General features: G+C 72.4%; 18 protein-coding genes. 10 read left to right on the plus strand and 8 right to left on the minus strand.

From position 1 onward, the window contains the following. Nucleotides 1–72 precede the first annotated feature (72 nt). The 8 genes from FHS29_RS16760 to FHS29_RS16795 all read right to left on the minus strand — a co-directional run bounded on the left by FHS29_RS16760 (nucleotide 73) and on the right by FHS29_RS16795 (nucleotide 6,229). Nucleotides 73–993, minus strand: a complete 921-nt coding sequence (locus FHS29_RS16760) for an anti-sigma factor RsbA family regulatory protein (RefSeq protein ID WP_312864951.1) — start codon at nucleotides 991–993, stop codon at nucleotides 73–75. A 52-nt stretch (nucleotides 994–1,045) separates the two neighbouring features. Next, nucleotides 1,046–1,549, minus strand: a complete 504-nt coding sequence (locus FHS29_RS16765; protein ID WP_221456186.1) for a GNAT family N-acetyltransferase — start codon at nucleotides 1,547–1,549, stop codon at nucleotides 1,046–1,048. Between the two features lie 2 nt (nucleotides 1,550–1,551). After that, complete coding sequence (locus FHS29_RS16770) at nucleotides 1,552–1,908, minus strand: SRPBCC family protein (RefSeq protein WP_184691608.1); 357 nt, start codon at nucleotides 1,906–1,908, stop codon at nucleotides 1,552–1,554. 417 nt (nucleotides 1,909–2,325) lie between these two features. Further along, nucleotides 2,326–2,700: an STAS domain-containing protein gene (locus FHS29_RS16775; protein ID WP_184691609.1), complete on the minus strand. Its 375-nt coding sequence runs from the start codon at nucleotides 2,698–2,700 to the stop codon at nucleotides 2,326–2,328. 12 nt (nucleotides 2,701–2,712) lie between these two features. Beyond that, on the minus strand, nucleotides 2,713–3,618 hold the full coding sequence (locus FHS29_RS16780; RefSeq protein WP_184691610.1) for a Ppx/GppA phosphatase family protein: 906 nt from the start codon (nucleotides 3,616–3,618) through the stop codon (nucleotides 2,713–2,715). Between the two features lie 311 nt (nucleotides 3,619–3,929). Next, nucleotides 3,930–4,361, minus strand: a complete 432-nt coding sequence (locus FHS29_RS16785; RefSeq protein WP_184691611.1) for a hypothetical protein — start codon at nucleotides 4,359–4,361, stop codon at nucleotides 3,930–3,932. A gap of 237 nt (nucleotides 4,362–4,598) precedes the next feature. After that, on the minus strand, nucleotides 4,599–5,966 hold the full coding sequence (locus FHS29_RS16790; protein WP_184691612.1) for an oxygenase MpaB family protein: 1,368 nt from the start codon (nucleotides 5,964–5,966) through the stop codon (nucleotides 4,599–4,601). Continuing rightward, the gene (locus tag FHS29_RS16795) at nucleotides 5,963–6,229 is read right to left on the minus strand and encodes a hypothetical protein (RefSeq protein WP_184691613.1); all 267 of its coding nucleotides are present in this window, start codon (nucleotides 6,227–6,229) and stop codon (nucleotides 5,963–5,965) included. The genes FHS29_RS16790 and FHS29_RS16795 overlap by 4 nt, the downstream gene beginning before the upstream one ends. 125 nt (nucleotides 6,230–6,354) lie before the next feature. On the opposite strand from FHS29_RS16795, the gene FHS29_RS16800 reads away from it, so the two are divergent. The 10 genes from FHS29_RS16800 (at nucleotide 6,355) to FHS29_RS16845 (ending at nucleotide 16,214) form a co-directional block, all read left to right on the plus strand. Continuing rightward, nucleotides 6,355–6,927 (plus strand): TetR/AcrR family transcriptional regulator, encoded by a 573-nt coding sequence (locus tag FHS29_RS16800; RefSeq protein ID WP_184691614.1) that lies wholly within the window; start codon nucleotides 6,355–6,357, stop codon nucleotides 6,925–6,927. Nucleotides 6,928–6,937: 10 nt separating this feature from the next. Then, a complete protein-coding gene (locus tag FHS29_RS16805; protein WP_184691615.1) occupies nucleotides 6,938–7,294 on the plus strand; it encodes a hypothetical protein in 357 nt (118 codons plus the stop codon). A gap of 343 nt (nucleotides 7,295–7,637) precedes the next feature. Continuing rightward, a complete protein-coding gene (locus FHS29_RS16810; protein ID WP_184691616.1) occupies nucleotides 7,638–8,888 on the plus strand; it encodes an ATP-grasp domain-containing protein in 1,251 nt (416 codons plus the stop codon). A 19-nt stretch (nucleotides 8,889–8,907) separates the two neighbouring features. After that, nucleotides 8,908–9,702, plus strand: a complete 795-nt coding sequence (locus FHS29_RS16815; protein WP_312864952.1) for a Rossmann-like domain-containing protein — start codon at nucleotides 8,908–8,910, stop codon at nucleotides 9,700–9,702. A gap of 2 nt (nucleotides 9,703–9,704) precedes the next feature. After that, on the plus strand, nucleotides 9,705–10,775 hold the full coding sequence (locus tag FHS29_RS16820; RefSeq protein ID WP_184692292.1) for a PLP-dependent cysteine synthase family protein: 1,071 nt from the start codon (nucleotides 9,705–9,707) through the stop codon (nucleotides 10,773–10,775). Beyond that, nucleotides 10,772–11,773 (plus strand): dipeptide epimerase, encoded by a 1,002-nt coding sequence (locus tag FHS29_RS16825; protein ID WP_312864953.1) that lies wholly within the window; start codon nucleotides 10,772–10,774, stop codon nucleotides 11,771–11,773. The genes FHS29_RS16820 and FHS29_RS16825 overlap by 4 nt, the downstream gene beginning before the upstream one ends. Continuing rightward, complete coding sequence (locus tag FHS29_RS16830; RefSeq protein WP_184691617.1) at nucleotides 11,770–12,954, plus strand: MFS transporter; 1,185 nt, start codon at nucleotides 11,770–11,772, stop codon at nucleotides 12,952–12,954. The genes FHS29_RS16825 and FHS29_RS16830 overlap by 4 nt, the downstream gene beginning before the upstream one ends. Then, entirely contained in the window at nucleotides 12,951–13,730 is a 780-nt protein-coding gene (locus FHS29_RS16835; protein WP_184691618.1) for a class I SAM-dependent methyltransferase, read from the plus strand. The genes FHS29_RS16830 and FHS29_RS16835 overlap by 4 nt, the downstream gene beginning before the upstream one ends. Before the next feature lie 13 nt (nucleotides 13,731–13,743). Continuing rightward, nucleotides 13,744–15,273: an ABC transporter substrate-binding protein gene (locus FHS29_RS16840; RefSeq protein ID WP_184691619.1), complete on the plus strand. Its 1,530-nt coding sequence runs from the start codon at nucleotides 13,744–13,746 to the stop codon at nucleotides 15,271–15,273. Further along, a complete protein-coding gene (locus tag FHS29_RS16845; RefSeq protein ID WP_312864954.1) occupies nucleotides 15,270–16,214 on the plus strand; it encodes an ABC transporter permease in 945 nt (314 codons plus the stop codon). Before FHS29_RS16840 ends, FHS29_RS16845 begins: the two co-directional genes overlap by 4 nt. Nucleotides 16,215–16,217: the final 3 nt, after the last annotated feature.

Raw genomic sequence — 16,217 nt, forward strand, 5'->3', positions numbered from 1 at the left:
CTGCCCGCCGGGGGTGGTGCGGGGCGGCCGGTTTCCGGACCGCTGCGGCGATCCGATGGCGTCGGTGGCGCGTCAGGCGGCGGAGACGAACACGCGGATCGACGTGCCGTGCTCGTGGGTGTGCACGCGGACGAGGTCGCACAGCAGGTTCACCAGCATCACCCCGTACCCGCCGCGTGCGGCCGGTCCGGGGTTGCGGCGGCCCAGCATCGGGTCGTCCATCCGCCCCTGGTCGCGGACCTCGCACACGACGGTCGGGCCGTCCCGCCACAGCAGCAACGTGCCGGCCCCGCCCGCGTAGACGACGCTGTTGGTGGCCAGCTCGTTCACCGCGATGACGAGGTCCTCCACCTGGTCCTCGGACAGCCCGGCGTCCATCGCGAACGACGCGACCATGCGGCGCCCGAGCACCAGCCCGTCCAGGTCGAAGCGGTGCGTGATCGCGTCCGGCGGCGGCGCGGGCAGCGGCCGGTTGAAGTCGTCGGCGGTCAGGAACGGCTCGCGGTAGCCGTTGCTGGCCCGCCGGCGAAGGTCCTCCACCACCACCGGGTGGGTCGCCTCGGCGTCCCGCAGCACGTCGGCGTCCAGCGCGCTGGTGTCGTACGGGCACAGGATCCGCGCCGGGCGTTCCTCGAACGCGGTGTTGATCAACGCCTCGTGCTGCACGCACGCCGGGTACTCCAACTCGGTGCGCCCCGCCCAGATCGGCTCGCCGATGATCCGCACCCGCCCGCCGCGCGCGTTGTCGGTGAACGCGGCCAGCACACCCGGGATGATCCGGCCGGGATTGCGCCCGGCGACCTCCATGTCCAGGAACTCGACGTGGTCGCCCGGCCGGCCCAGCGCTCCGCGCAGCAGGTCGAGGTTCGTGCCGGGGACTGCCACCAGCACCGCTTCGCCGGCCTCCAGCCCGTCCCGCACGAACGGCACCGTCCCCGCCAAGAACTGCTCGGCGTCGCGGTAGAGCAGTGCCTCGTGCACGAAGTCGACCACTGAGGAGCCTCCGAATGGTTGCGTCGGAAGGTCTGCCCGTCCAGTATCGCCCTCAAACGCCTGTTCCAGGCACTCTGCGCAGGCAGACCCGGTCGGCGCGGTCCAGTCCCCGCTCGGCTTCCGCGTTCATGATCCGCTCGAGCCCCGGCGTCAACGCGGTGACCTCCCGGAACCCGAGGCGCTCGTAGTACGGGCCGTTCCAGGGGATGTCGCGGAAGGTGGTCAGGGTGAGGCCGTGCAGCCCGCGCGCTGTGGCCCACCTCTCGACGTGGTCGAGCAGTGCCGCCCCGATCCCGCGACGTGCGAAGGCCGGGTCGACGCTGATCTGCTCGACGTGCGCGTACCCGTCGACCGGCTCGACCGCGACCCAGGCGATCGGCTGCGGGTGGGCGGCCACCCAGACGTGCAGGTGGCGGAGCGCGTCGAGCGGCATGGGGTCGTCGTCGGCGATGTCCGGCATCCCGAACTCGCGGAAGGGCTCCCCCGAGGCGACCTCGATGGCCTGGAGGGCGGGCAGCTCCTCGGGACGTGCCGGTCGGATCTCCACGTCGGCCATGATCACCCGGCGGTGAACGTCGCCTCAACCTCTTTGGCGAGCGCTTCGAGCAGCCGCGCGGCCAACGTCTCGTCCGGGTGGTGGACTTCCAGCTCGGCGACGCTCCTGCCCGCACCCAGCGGGCTGACGCGCAGCGTCCCGGTGCAGGGAAGGTCGGCCAGGGGAGTCCAGGAGAGGACCAGGTGGTCCAGGTCGGCGGCCAGCCGGACCTGGACCAGGCGGCTGTCCTCGCGCAGGATCAGGACGTCGTCGTTGATCCCGACGAGTTCGAGCGGGGGTGGCAGCCAGCCCGCCAGGCGCTGCGGTTCGGCGGCGGTGGCGAACACGAGATCGGGCAGGGCCGGGATGTCACGTCTCACCGTAGTCACCGGAACGGGTTACCCGCCGAGCTGCGGGGATATGCCTTCACCAGCCACTTCCCGCCCGCGCCGACCTCCCGACGCCGGCGTTTCCGGTCCTTCTCAGCTTCCCGCGACGGAATTGTCGGTGGCCGGTGGGACCATGGAACCGGGGGCCGGAGGCCACCGGACGAACCGCTCGCACCGACTTTCCGAAGCCGTCGCGAACCCGCCCTGGCGCCGTTGCGGTCCGGCCCGGGCGGAGCGTCGGGCCGTCCACGAGGTCGTCGCGAACCCGCCCCGAACCCGTCGCGACCGGACCTGTCCGAGGTCGTCGGGAATCCGCCCCGAACCCGTCGCGAACCCGCCTCCAAGCCGGCGCGAGAGCCTGCCCGAGGTCGCCGAGAACCCCTCTCCCCGACCGTCGTGGACCCCTCGCTACGCCCTGGCGGGCGGAGTCCGCTGATCCGGTATCGCCCGCCCGGCCGCAGCCGCCGCCACGTCCGGGAAGTGCGGGAACAGCCGGTCCAGGTCGGTCTTCGCGAACACCCGCCGCACGTGCGGCGGAACGGCCGCCAGCCGCAGCCACCCACCGGCGCGCTGCGCCCGCGCCCTGGTCCGCACCAGCGCGCTCATCGCCTGGGCACCGCAGAAAGCCACCCCGGACATGTCCAGCACGATCCGGTCCCGCCCCTCGGTCACCAGGCGGTCCAGTTTGTCCAGCACCCGGCGGGCTCCCGCCAGGTCGAGCTCCCCGGCCGCCACGACCACCGCGCATCCCGTCCGGTGGGCTTCGACCGACAACGCCAGCATTCCCTGGTCCCCTCACGCCACCCGGCAGATCTCGTCGTCGCCCGTCCCGGTCAGGGTGAGCAGCAGTCCTTCCCTGGTCGACCACGGGCAGATGGCCACCTCGCTGTGCCCGGTGGCCGTCATCAGCGCTTCCGCCACCCGCGCGCCCGCGACGCTCTGGCCCGCGCGATGGCGGGAGATGCCCGGTAGCCGGGCACGTTTCCGGGGCGGCATGGCGGCCAGGCGCGGTGTCCAGCGCCGCAGGTCGTCGAGGTGCAGGGTCCGCCGCACGGCCGGCCCGTCGCGTCGGGGACGTGCCCCCGCCAGGCGCGCCAGTTGCTGGAACACCTTCGAACAGGCGACCGCGTAGTGGTCCCGCACGTCACCGAGCACCGCCCGCACGTCGGCCTGCACCGCTGCCAGGTCGACGGGGTGGCGGGACAACGTGCGCGCGCCGTACGGCAGCGACGCCACCACGGCCGGTTCGGGCCCGGAACCGGCGGCCACCTCCACCGTACCGCCGCCGATGTCCAGCACCAGCAGCGGCCCGGTACGCGAGCCGAACCAGCAGCGGGCCGCCAGGTAGCTCAGCCGGGCTTCCTCCTGACCGGTCAGCACGGTCAGCCTCACTCCGGTCCGGTGCGCCACCTCGGCGAACACCTCGGCCGCGTTCGGCGCGTCACGCAGCACGGACGTCGCCCACGGCAGCAGTTCGCGCACGCCGGCGCGTTCGGCCACGTTGCGGGCTTCGCGGACGGCGGCCACGACCTGCTCGACACCCGGTCGGCGCAGCCGCCCCGTGCGGTCCAGGGCCTGGTCCAGGCGCAGTCGGGTCTTGTGGGACAGCCGCGGGTGCGACAACGAGCCCTCCACCACGACGAGGTGCGCGCTGAAGCAGCCGACGTCGAGCACACCGACCTGACCTGGTCTTCCGGACATCCGTAACCACCAACCGCGTCTGAGCGAGGTACCGGGGGTGCCCACGGCGACATCGAGTGAAACCACGCATAGTTTGCGTAGCACTACGTAGTAGTACCCGGGTTGTTCGGGTCACCGCGTCCCCCGAAGGTGGATTCCACGTGCCGCCGGTTTTCACAGAACCCCCGACGCCGGTTCGGCCGTGTCGAGTGGCGGTGCCCGGGTTCGCCCACAGCAGACGGGTGGTTGCGGCCGGACTCCGACCGCAACCACCCGTGTGCTGTCGTCGTGGAGGAGCGTGGAACCGCCATCCGCGGACAGGTGCCGCGGAATCAGACCTTGGCGAGTCGGTATTCGTAGCTGGAACCCGACGTGGAACAGTTGCTGCCCTGCCGCGAGGACGTATATGTGTAGCCGGATGGAATGTTGCAGGCGTACGTACCGGTCAGGTTGTAGTTCACGGGATCGAGCAGGTAGTACTCGTATCGCCATGCGCATCTGGTGTTGATCCGCACGGACGACCAGGTGAAGCCGGACGGCACATCGCAGGCCCATGTCCGGTGCACACGGCTGACACCGGTCTCCGGCCCGCTGACCTCGATCGAACCGCTCGGTTGTGCGTCGGCGGCCGATCTGCCCATTACGGTCAGGGCTACGACGGCAGCGCCCACCAGCACCGTTGTGCCGACACGCCGAAGTGGCACTGTGATCATCATTCCTCCGCGATGTGCGAGAAAGTCGGCGACCTCGTCCGACGGGTCCATGGAAGTCGATGATCCGAAGTCGTAGTACCGCCAAGCGGCCGTCGACCCCCGGCCGGCATCACCCGTCGACGGCGCGTCGACCGCTCCCGAGAATTGCGGATTGCCAATAGCGGTGGCACGGGCTCGCACGCCGGTGGAATTGCCCGGCTCTTCAAGTACGACAATGCTGTCGGTCGCCGGCTGACCAGCGCTGTGGAGCGGGGAGGGTCGTGCTCCGGGTCCGGCTCGTCGTCCGGATCACACGCGGCCGAGGAGGTAGCGGGCGGCGGTGAGGTCTTCGCGGCCGGTGAGGAAGGCGTTCAGGGTCGTGCGGAACTCGTCGGTGTGCAGGGTGCCGTTGCCGTCGCGGTCCAGCGAGCGCAGGGCGGCGATCAGCTCGTGCCGCCGCGGGCTGCGGTCGAGCAGGCGGGCGTACTCGGCCTGGCTGACCTCGCCGTCGTGGTTGCGGTCGATCAGCCGGCAGACCACGTCGGTGACCCTGCCGTAGCCCTGGTCGAGATCCGGGGTGCCGGGGTAGCGGCCGTCGTCGAGGGCGGCGCGGTAGGCGGTGAGCGTGACGGCGCAGTCCGCCGGCGTGTCGGTGGCCGTCTGCAGTTGCCGCCACCAGGACTCGAAGGCGTCGTGGACGTCGTTCTCGTCGGTCTCGTCCAGGTCGAAGTGGGTGCTGACCTCGCGGGCCATGCCGAGCAGGTCGGCCCACCGCAGCACGCCGTCGCCGCTCTGGTCGAGGATGGTGGTGAAGAACGACTCCGGAGTGGTGCCGGGGCGCGCTCCGACGACGTCGGCGGCCCTGATCGCGGCCGAGGCGTGCGGCAGGTAGCGCCACGGTTTGGGCAGCAGGCCGGTCACCGCCCTGGCCGCGTGGTGCGCGCCGACCACGAACAGCCGGGCACCGGGCGCGGTGGTCAACCTCAGGCGCTCGCGGTAGACCTCGGGCAGCGTGGCGGCGGTGGCCTGGACGGCGGTGGAGACCACCGCGTACCGCAGCGGCCCCCACAGCAGGGCGGGGATGGGCAGACCGCCCGGCACCGGGAGTCGGAAGATGCTGCCCGACAGCAGGTCGCGCACGGTCGGGTTGTCCTCCAGCACGTCGGTCGCGACGCGGTCGAAGTACGCGCGGAAGTCCTCCAGGGTGGCCGGCTGGTCGGCCTCGGTCAGCCCGAACAGGCGTCCCAGTTCGCGCCACTCGTCGTAGAACCGCTCGGCCTCCTCGCGGGACAGCCGGTCGCCGCCGAGTTCGTGCAGGGTCAGCACGGCCTCGAAGAGCGTGAGGTGCACCCACGTGCGGGCCTGCGTGTCGGTGGCCGTGAACGGCCTGCCGTGCCGGTCGGTGCCCCGCATCCGCCGGTGCAGCCGCTCCAGCCGGGTGAGTTCGCGCTGCCGCTCGGAAGCCGTGCCGTAGACGTAGGCCTGGAGGCTTTCCAGCGTCCGGAGGAAGCGCCGCCACGGGCGAGCGGTGTAGACCGAGAACTGCCCCACCGCCGCGCCGATCGCCGGGTGGGCGGCCTGGAGCACCAGCGCCCGGTGGATCACGAGCAGGAGCCGCCACTGCCCGAGCCGGTCCCAGGTCGCGGAGCCCGGGCCGAGCACGTCCTGGGTGGTCATCGCCAGTACCTCCTGGGGTGGTCGTACCGCTGCCGGCGCGGGAAACCGGCCACGCCGCACAGGTGGAGGACCGGCGTGACCACCCGCCTTGGTTCGGCGACCTCGAAGGTCGTGCAGTGCGTATCGTCGACGTTCGGAAGGGTGAACGGCAACTCCCCGACGGTGTGCAAAGCGATCACGCACAGCGAACCACCCTTGAGGTGGCCGTTGCCGCACAGCGGCAGAACGTCCCGCAGGGGGTTCCGCGCCGGTCCGGTCGTCACGGAGCTGGGACTTCTACTTCCCCTGTGCGGAAGGAGTTCCGGTGCGGATCAACGATCCGCCCCTCGGAAGCATTCAGGAACGGACGTTCTTGACTGACCGTTCCTAAACGGTCTAGGGTCGGGTCATGGGACGACCCAGAGGATTCGACGAAGCCGAGGTGGTGCGGGCGGCGGCAGCGCTGTTCGCGGGCCGGACGTACGACGGGGTGTCCGTCGACGACCTGGTCACCCACCTCGGAGTGCACCGCAACAGCCTCTACAAGACGTTCGGCAGCAAGCGCGGGCTCTACCTGGCGGCACTGCGCTGGTACCTGGAGCACGAAGTCCACCCCCTCGTCGCGTCCCTGGGGCGCGCCGGTGATCCGGTGCGGGCCGCGCGCCTGGCGTCGGAAGCCGGAGCGGGGTTGGACTTCCTGCTGCTGGCAACGGTCGAACGCGCCCCCGTGGACGCCGAGGTCGCCGCGGAGGTGACCTCGGCCTTGCACGCCGTCGACGGGGCGCTCGGCGCCGTTCTGCACGCAGGCCCCGACAACGGCAGGCGCGCCGACGACGGCGGCGCTTCCTCGGCCCTGGCCACCGCGTTCACGGCGGCACTGCTCGGGCTGCGGCTGCGCGCCAAGGCGGGTGGTCCGGACACCGGACCGGACCGCGCGGGCGCCGCTCTGGCGCAGCGACTTGATTCCACCCTTTCGCGATAAGGAGCACGACATGGCACAGGTCCACATCGACGGCGACAACCTGGTCGTGGTGATCGAAGGGATGGACAAGCTCTGGGCGCTCAAGAGCAGCCTGACGATCCCGCTGGCCAACGTGCGGGGAGCCACCGCCGACCCGGGCATGGTCAAGGAGCCCAAGGGCTTCCGCGCTCCCGGTGCGCACCTGCCCGGGGTGATCGTCGCGGGCACCTTCCACATCAACGGTGATCGCGTGTTCTGGGACGTGCGCAACCCCGCCAAGGCCGTCGTCATCGAGCTGGCCGACGAGCGCTACGCCCGCCTGGTGCTCCAGGTCGACGACCCCCGGGCCACCGTCGAACTGGTCGAAGGCGCCGCCCGCCGTTCCTGACCGGGTTCCACCGGGCGGAGCGATCGGCCCGGCCGGCTGAGTGGGTCCGCAGGGCCGCGCTCGCCGATCCGTGAATCCGCGTCGACGCGGCCGTCCCGTCCGCGTAGCTCACGCCGCCCTCGACTGGCCGTGAACATGCTGGTCTACGCGGGCGTCGCTCGAAAACCCAACCGCGTTCGCACGACCTCCACAGCCCTGCCGGCGACCCGCCGTCTCTTCGTGCTGCGCGCTTCCGCCGCCGAACGAGTGATCCACATCACTCGTTCGGCGGCAGGAGTTGGTACTGATAACGATTACCATTCCCTCCGATCACCGCTTCTGGAGTCCGGTCGGAGGAACACGCGTGGCGCACTTGCTGATGATCGAGAGTTGGGTCGGCGCGATGAGTTCGCTGCTGCCGCGCGCGATCCGCGAGTCGGGGCACCGGTTCACCTTCCTCACCCGCGACCTGCACCACTACCTGCGCGCCGCGCCGAGCAGCCCGCACCCGTTGCTGGCGGCGGACAACGTGCTCACCGCGGAGACCAACGACGTACCCGCTCTGCTGTCCTTTGTGGAGCGTGCGCACGAGCTGCTCGCGTTCGACGGCGTGATCTCCTCCTGCGACTACTACCTCTCCACGGTCGCCACCGTCGCGGACCACCTCGGACTCCCCGGCCCCGGCCCGGACGCCGTGGAACGCGCCTACCGCAAGGACCTCACCCGCGCCGCCACCCGGCAGGTGCCCGGACCGCGCTTCGCGCTCGCCGAGGACTGGTCGGCCACCGCGAAGGCCGCCGCCGCCCTGGGCTACCCGCTGGTGGTCAAGCCGGTCGACCTGTGCGCGGGGATGCACGTGCGCCAGGTGGGCGACGAAGCCGGCCTGCGGGACGCCTTCCTGGCCCTGGAGGCCTTCCCGGTCAACGCGCGCGACCAGCCGCGCGTGCCGACCGTGCTGCTCGAGGAACTCCTCGTCGGCCCGGAGGTCAGCGTCGAGACGGTGACCTCGCGCGGCGTCACCCACGTGATCGGGGTGACCGACAAGAGCCTGGCCGGCCACCCGTGGTTCGTCGAGAGCGGTCACATGTTCCCGGCGGACCTCCCGGAGGTCGACCGGCGGGCCGCGGTCGACACCGCGCTGGCCGCGATCGGGGCGCTCGGCCTGGACGACTGCGTGGCGCACACCGAGATCAAGCTGACCGCCGACGGCCCGAAGCTGATCGAGGTGAACCCGCGCCCGGCGGGCAACCGGATCACCGAGCTGGTCCGCCGGGTCACCGGCATCGACCTGCCCGCCGTGTTCGCCCAGCTGGCCGTCGGGCAGCAGCCGGACCTGAGGGTGCGGGAGACCGGGGTGCGCAGCGCGGCCGTCTCGTTCCTGCTGCCGCCGCGGTCCGGTGCGCTGGCCGGCATCGACGGCACGGACGACCTGGCGCGCGACCCGGACGTGGTCGACTGGGCGGTCAAGCCCGCCGGGCACCGGGCGGGTGAGCCCACCAGCAACAACAGCTACCTCGGCCACGTCCTGGTGACCGCGCCCGACGCCGACGCCCGGGGCCGCGCCGAGCGGGCCGTCGGCGGTCTGGTCGTCCGGTACGCGGACGACGCCGAGTGACCGGGCGGGGGAAGAACCAGTGACCGCACCGGCAACCCGGGTGACGTCCGTCGCCGAACTCGTCGCGCTGGTCCGCGAAGGCGCCGTGGGACCGGACCCGGCCGACTGCCCGATCAGCGTCGCCTTCACCACCCGTCAGGAGGCCCGGCACGTCTCGCGCGGCCGGTCGTACCGCAACACGGTGGTCAGCCTGCGGGTCGGCGACGCGGTCGGCTCGTGCGCGGTCGAGCCCGCCGAGGAACCCGACGTCGCCGACTGCGTCGGGCTGAGCGTGGCGGACCTGCTCGACCACCCCGACGCGGCGATCCGCACGGCGGCGCTCGACGCGTACCTGATGCACGCCCATCCGCACGGGACCTCGGGCGCGCGACAGGTGGTGATCGGCCCGGGCGACTCGCTGGCCAAGTCGATGGCCCGTGCCTCGGCCGTGGTGGACCTGCTGGACGCCCGGCCGGGGCAGCGGGTGCTGGTCGTCGGGGTGGTGAACTCGCTGCTGCACCACCTGCGCGCCCGAGGCGTGCGCTACCTGCCGTGCGACCTCAAGGGCGGCCGCACCGAGTGGGGCGAGCCGATCGTCACCGACGCCGGATCCGCCGACTGCGACCTGGTGCTGGCCTCCGGCATGACCATCGGCAACGGCACCTTCGAGGCGCTGCTCGGCACGAACCGGCCGGTCGTGCTGTTCGCCCAGACCGCCAGCGCGATCGCGCCCTGGTTCCTCGGCGCGGGAGTGCGCGCGGTCTCGGCCGAGCCTTACCCGTTCTTCTGGCTGCACGGCGGCCCCACGACCCTGCACCACTACCGGAACCCGTGACCATGCGCCGAAACCACCACCTGCTCGACCTCCTCGGCAACACCCCGGTCGCCCGCATCGACACCCCGCTTCCCCACGGCCACGGTGGCTTCTGGGCGAAGCTGGAGTGCCTCGGCGCGGGCGGGATGAAGGCCCGGTCGGCGGTCGCGATGCTGCTGGCCGCCCGCGAACGCGGCGATCTGCGCCCCGGCGCGGTCGTCGTGGAGTCCACCAGCGGCACGCTGGGGCTGGGCCTGGCGTTCGCCGGACAGGCGCTCGGCCACCCCGTGGTGCTGGTGGTCGACCACGAGCTGGAGCCGTCGATGCGGGCGATGCTGCGCGCGCACGGCGCACGGCTGGAGGTCGTGGACCGGCCGCACCCGACCGGCGGCTGGCAGCGGGCCAGGCTCGACCGGTTGCGGACCGTGCTGCGCGGGCTGCCCGGCGGGTACTGGCCCGACCAGTACAACAACCCCGACAACCCCTCCGGCTACGCGGGCCTGGCACGCGAACTGGTGGCGCAACTGGACCGCGCCGACGTGCTGGTGTGCAGCGTGGGCACCGGCGGGCACAGCGCGGGCGTCGTCGCGGCCCTGCGCCACTACTGGCCGTGGCTGCGGCTGGTGGGCGTGGACGCGGTGGGCTCCACGATCTTCGGCCAGCCCGCCCGGTCCCGGGTGATGCGCGGGCTGGGCAGCAGCATCCACCCGCGCAACGTGGCCTACCACCAGTTCGACGAGGTGCACTGGCTCGGCCCGGTGGAGGTGGTGGACGCCTGCCGGCGGCTCGCCCGGGACGGCTTCGTCACCGGCGGCTGGAGCACCGGCGCGGTCGCCCTGGTGTCGGCGTGGGTGGCCCGGGTCGAGCCGGGCACCCAGGTCGTCACCATCTTCCCGGACGGGCCGCACCGCTACCTCGGCACGATCTTCGACGACGACTTCTGCCGGTCGCGCGGTCTGCTGGGCACGCCCGCCGACCGCCCGACGGAGATCGGGCACACCGAGGAGATCGAGGTCACCAGCTGGGCGCGGTGCCGGTCGGTGTCCGCGCCGGAGGCGGCCGGGGTGCCGAAGGCCGTCGGGGTGCCCGCGTGAAACTCCACTGGGACGTCTACGGCCTCGACCTGCGATCACCGCTGCGCATCTCGCGGTCGGTGATGGCGCGCCGCGACGCCGTGCGCGTGGTGGTCGAGTGCGACGGGGTGCGCGGCCACGGCGAGGTGGTGACCAGCCAGTTCTACGGGCTGGACGTCGAGCGGATCACCGCCCTGCTGCGCGAGCTCACCCCGGTGGTCGTCGACTGCGAAGATCCCGGGAAGCTGCTCGGGGCACTGCCCGACCTGCCGCCCGGCGTGCTCGCCGCGCTGGACACCGCGGTGCACGACCTCGTCGCCCGGCGGCTGGGCGAACCCGTCCACCGCCTCGTCGGCGTTCCGCAGTGGACGGACGTGCCGACCGCGTTCACCATCGGCATCGGCGATCCCGCGACGTCGGCCGCGCAGGCGGCCGAGTTGACCGCACGCGGGTTCCGCGTGCTCAAGGTCAAGGTCGGCTCGGAACACGACATCCCGGCGGTCGACGCGATCCGGGCCGCCGCCCCCGACGCGCGGCTCGTCCTCGACCCCAACGGCGGGTGGACCGCGGAGCACGCGGTGCGGGTGGTGGAGCGGCTGACGGGCATCGACGCGCTGGAACAACCGCTGCCGCCTGGACGCCTGGACGACCTGGCGTGGCTGCGCGAACGCTGCGCGGTGCCGCTGATCGCCGACGAGGACGCGGCGACCGCCGCCGACGTGCGCGCCCTCGCGGGCCTGGTCGACGGCGTCAACATCAAGCTCGCCAAGTGCGGCGGGATCACGGCCGCCCGCGAGATCATCGCCACCGCCCGCACGGCGGGCCTGGACGTCATGCTGGGCTGCCTGGTGGCCAGTTCGCTCGGCATCGCACCGGCCGTGCACCTGACCGGGCACGCCCGGTGGGTCGACCTGGACGGCCACCTCCTGCTCGCGCACGACCCCTGGGCCGGCATCGGGGGCGAGGACGGCACGCTGCGCCTGTCCGGCTCACCCGGTCTCGGCGTGGTGCCGCGATGACCCGGTTCGCGCTGCCCGTCCGCCTGCTGCTGGTCAACCAGTTCGGCGTGAACACCGGCTTCTACCTGCTGATCCCGTACCTGGCCACGCACCTGGGCGAGGTCGGCCTGTCGGCGGCGACGATCGGCGTGGTGCTCGGCGTGCGGACGCTGAGCCAGCAGGGGCTGTTCCTGCTCGGCGGCTCGGCGTCCGACCGGCTGGGCCCGCGCCGCGTCATCATCGCCGGCTGCGGGCTGCGGGCGGTGGGGTTCGGCTTGTTCGCGCTGGGCGAGTCGGTGACCGTGCTGCTCGCCGCGTCCGTCCTCAGCGGACTCGCGGGCGCGTTGTTCAACCCGGCGGTGCGCGCCTACATCGCGGAGGAGGCGGAGAACCGCGCCGAGGCGTTCGCGCTGTTCAACGTCTACGGCCAGGCGGGCGCGCTGGCCGGTCCGCTGCTGGGGAGCCTGTTGCTGCTGTGGGACTTCCGGGTCTCCGCGCTGGTGGCGGCCGGCATCTTCGCCGTGCTGACCATCGCGCAGGCGGCCGTGCTGCCCGCCCGGCCGGCACCGCCGCGCCGGGGCACGGTGCTGGACGACTGGCGGGAAAGCCTGGCCGACCGCCGGTTCCTGGCGTTCACGTGTGCCCTCACCGGAATGTTCGTGCTCCAGAACCAGCTCTACCTGGTGCTGCCGCTGGAGGTCGAGCGCCTCACCGGCTCGGCGCACGCGGTGGCCGCCGTGTTCCTCGTCTCGACGGTGGCCACGCTGCTGCTCCAGGTCCGCGTCACCAGGGCGCTGGGCCGGATGGCCCGCGGCCGGGCGATCGCGCTCGGGCTGGCCGTGATGGGCATCGGTTTCGCCGCGACCGCGCTCGGCCACGTCGGGTCGTTCGGCGGCATCACCCCGGTGCTGGTCGCCGCGCTGTTCCTGTCGGTCGGCCTGATGATGGCCCACCCGTTCGTCTACGAGCTGATCCCGGAGTTCGGCCGCACCGGTCTGTCCGGCACCTACTTCGGGGTGTTCTACCTGGCCTCCGGGCTCGCCGCGACGCTGGGCAACGCCGCCATCGGCTGGGTGTTCGGGGTGTCGGGCTGGGCGGCGTCGCTGCTGTGCGTCGCGGTCGGGCTCGGCTGCGCGGCGGCCGTGACGTGGCTGCACCGACGAGGCGTGCTCACCGCGAGACGACCGGAGACGGCCCGATGACCACCGGCGAGAACCTGCTCACCGACAACCCCGCGTTGTACGAACACCAGTTCCCCGACCCGGACCACGTCGCCGCCCGCTTCACGCACGACGTGGTGACCAGGTTCGGCGGCGGTCGCGACCTGCTCGACGTGGGCAGCGGGACCGGCCGGGACGCCGGGTACCTGGCGGGCCTCGGCTACCGCGTGGTGGGACTGGACAGCTCCGAGCGCATGGTCCGGCACGCCCGGGACGAGCACCCGCAGGCCGAGTTCGTCGTCGGCGACATGCGCGAGTTCGCGCTGGACGACCGGTTCGACGTGATCACGTGCCTGGACAGCGCCTTCCTGTACTGCCACACCAACGCCGACCTGATCGACTTCCTGGCCCGCTGCCGGGAACACCTCAAGCCCGGCGGACTGCTGGTCGCGGAGATGCGCAACGGGGCGTTCTTCCTCGGCAACACCGAGCTGCTCGACGGCGTCCGCACCCGCACCGTGGTGTGGGAGGGCGTGCCCTACACCTCGCACACCAGGCTGTGGATCGACCACGCCCACCAGCTCCTGCGCCGCCGCCGGGAATGGCAGTGGCCCGACGCCGAGCCGCTGGTGCAGCACTCGGCGTGGCGGCTGCTGTTCCCCCAGGAGCTGCGCCTGTTCCTCCGCCTCGCCGGCTTCGACGTGCTCGCCCTGTTCGACACACCCGGCCCGCGCACCGACGAACCGTGGACGCCCGACGCCGTGCTCGGTGCGGAGCTGTCCGGCGACCGCCTGCACCTCGTCGCGCGCCTCCACTGAAAGGAACCCCCGCATGCACACCCGCCGCCACTTCCTCGGCCTCACCGCCGGGCTGTCCCTCGCCGCCCTCGCCGGCTGCGGCACGACCGGAGCCGCGCCCGCCGCGTCCGCGCCCAAGGCCGGTGGCCGGCTGCGGGCGGCGTTCGCGGGCGGTGGCGCGAAGGAGGTGCTGGACCCGCACCTGGCGAACCTGTTCGTGGAGGCGGCGCGGTCCAAGGCGCTGTTCGACAAGCTCGCCGACCTCGGTCCGGACGTGTCGGCGCAACCGAGACTCGCCGAGCGGTGGGAGCCCGACGCCACCCTGACCCGGTGGCGCATCACGTTGCGGCAGGCCGCTTTCCACGACGGCCGGCCGGTGCGCGCCGAGGACGTGCTGGCCAGCTACGCCCGCATCCTGGACCCGAACCGGGCGTTCCGCGCCAAGTCCAGCCTCGCGCTGGTCGACCTGGCGAACAGCCGGGCGGTGGACGAGCGGACCGTGGAGTTCGCGCTCGAACGGCCGTTCATCGAGTTCCCCAACGCGCTGGCCGCGTTCGGCGCGTACATCGTGCCCGCCGGCGCGGAGGACTTCGCCGCGCCGGTGGGCTCGGGGCCGTTCCGCTTCGTGTCGTTCGAACCCGGGAAGTCCGTGCTGCTCAAGAAGAACCCGGACTACTGGGAGGGCGCGCCGCACCTGGACGAGCTGGAGTTCGTCATCGCCAACGAGGAGTCGGCGCGGGCGAACGCGTTGCTGGGCGGGCAGGTCCAGTACGCGCACGACCTGACCCCCACCACCGCCCGCAGCCACACCGGGAGCGACCGGATGGCCATCCACCGGTCGCCCAACAGCGCGGTGCAGGCGTTCGCGATGAAGCTGGACCGGCCGCCGTTCGACGACCGCGACCTGCGCGAGGCGATGTTCCTGCTGGCCGACCGCCCCCAGTTGGTGGAGTCGGTGCTGGCGGGCAGCGGACAGGTGGCCAACGACCTGTTCGGCAAGGGCTACCAGTACTACGCCGACGACATCCCGCAGCGCGCCCGCGACCTGGACAAGGCGAAGTTCCTGATCCGCAAGGCGGGCGCGGAGGGCCTGACGGTCAAGCTGGACACGTCGACCGCCGCCGCCGGCATGGTCGAGGCCGCCACGGTGTTCGCCGACCAGGCCAAGGGCTCCGGCCTGACCATCGAAGTGGTGACCGGCAACAAGGACAGCTACTGGGCGGACACCTTGAAGAACGGCTCGCTGTCGAGCTTCCGCTCCGGCGCGATGCCGATCGAGACGCACATCGCCCAGCGCCTGCTCAGCGACGCGGGCACCAACGTGACCAAGTGGTCGCGACCGGAGTTCGACGACCTGTACCGCCGAGCCGTGTCCACAGTGGACGGCGCCGAGCGCGGCGGGCTGTACGCGGAGATGCAGCGTTCCCTGCACGCCGAGGGCGGCTACCTCATGTGGGGTTTCGCCGACTGGATCGTGGGCGCGTCGCCGAACGTGGGCGGCATCTCCACCGCTCCGGCGAACACCCTGGACTGGGCGCGGTTCGACAAGGTGTGGCTGGGGTGAGCCTGCGGCGGTACGCGGTGCGGCGACTGGCCATCGGCGCGGTCCAGGTGCTCGCGGTCGTCACCGTCGTGTTCCTCCTGGTGCAGGCGCTGCCGGGGGACGCTGCGGTGGCGCTGGCGGGCGACAACCCGGACCCGCGCCGGATCGGGGAGATCCGGGCCGCGATGGGGCTGGACCGGCCCGCGCTCGACCGGTTCGGGTCGTGGCTGTGGGGCCTGGCGCACGGCGACCTCGGCGTGTCGCTGGTGTCCGGGCGGCCGGTCGTGGCGTTCCTGCTCGACGGGCTCGGGCCGACGCTCGTGCTCGCCGTGCTCGCGCTGGTGCTGCTGGTCCCGTTGTCGGTGCTGCTCGGCGTGGTGGCGGCGTTGCGGGAGGGCGGTGTGGTGGACCGGATCACCACCGCGATCACCGTGGGGCTGCACTCCATACCGGAATTCGCGCTGGCGGTCGTGCTCATCGCGTTGTTCGGGGTGCACTTGCGGTGGCTGCCGCCCACGGCGGTCGGCGCGGACCTGCTCGCGCAGCCCGCCGTCCTGGTGCTGCCGCTGGTGGTGCTGCTGGCGCGGCCGGTGTGCTCGATCAGCCGCCTGGTGCGGGCCGGGATGATCGACGCGCTGGCTTCCGACCACGTCCGGCACGCCCGCAGGCTGGGCATCGGCGCGCAGCGGATCAGGTTCGCGCACGCGCTGCCGAACGCGCTGGCGCCCGCCGTCCAGCAGGTGGCGCGGACCACGGACTGGCTGCTGGGCGGTGTGATCGTGGTGGAGGCGGTGTTCGTCGTCCCCGGCCTGGGCACGATCCTGGTGGACGCGGTCGCGGCCCGGGACCTGCCCGTGGTGCAGGGGCTGGCGGTGGTCTTCGCGGTCACCACGGTGCTGGTGAACCTGGTCGCCGACCTGATCGGGTTCCGGCTCGCGCCGCGATCGGTGGCGATCGCGTGAGGG

The organism is Saccharothrix tamanrassetensis, assembly GCF_014203665.1.
Classification (GTDB): Bacteria; Actinomycetota; Actinomycetes; order Mycobacteriales; family Pseudonocardiaceae; genus Actinosynnema; species Actinosynnema tamanrassetense.

What these genes read in the sequence shown, in the direction of transcription:
- FHS29_RS16820 (WP_184692292.1), top strand. Translation starts at nt 9,705, where the DNA reads ATGCGCCGAAACCACCACCTGCTCGACCTCCTCGGCAACACCCCGGTC.
- FHS29_RS16840 (WP_184691619.1), top strand. Translation starts at nt 13,744, where the DNA reads ATGCACACCCGCCGCCACTTCCTCGGCCTCACCGCCGGGCTGTCCCTC.
- FHS29_RS16775 (WP_184691609.1), bottom strand. Translation starts at nt 2,700, where the DNA reads ATGCTGGCGTTGTCGGTCGAAGCCCACCGGACGGGATGCGCGGTGGTC.
- FHS29_RS16785 (WP_184691611.1), bottom strand. Translation starts at nt 4,361, where the DNA reads ATGGACCCGTCGGACGAGGTCGCCGACTTTCTCGCACATCGCGGAGGA.
- FHS29_RS16765 (WP_221456186.1), bottom strand. Translation starts at nt 1,549, where the DNA reads ATGGCCGACGTGGAGATCCGACCGGCACGTCCCGAGGAGCTGCCCGCC.
- FHS29_RS16805 (WP_184691615.1), top strand. Translation starts at nt 6,938, where the DNA reads ATGGCACAGGTCCACATCGACGGCGACAACCTGGTCGTGGTGATCGAA.
- FHS29_RS16835 (WP_184691618.1), top strand. Translation starts at nt 12,951, where the DNA reads ATGACCACCGGCGAGAACCTGCTCACCGACAACCCCGCGTTGTACGAA.
- FHS29_RS16830 (WP_184691617.1), top strand. Translation starts at nt 11,770, where the DNA reads ATGACCCGGTTCGCGCTGCCCGTCCGCCTGCTGCTGGTCAACCAGTTC.
- FHS29_RS16800 (WP_184691614.1), top strand. Translation starts at nt 6,355, where the DNA reads ATGGGACGACCCAGAGGATTCGACGAAGCCGAGGTGGTGCGGGCGGCG.
- FHS29_RS16790 (WP_184691612.1), bottom strand. Translation starts at nt 5,966, where the DNA reads ATGACCACCCAGGACGTGCTCGGCCCGGGCTCCGCGACCTGGGACCGG.
- FHS29_RS16780 (WP_184691610.1), bottom strand. Translation starts at nt 3,618, where the DNA reads ATGTCCGGAAGACCAGGTCAGGTCGGTGTGCTCGACGTCGGCTGCTTC.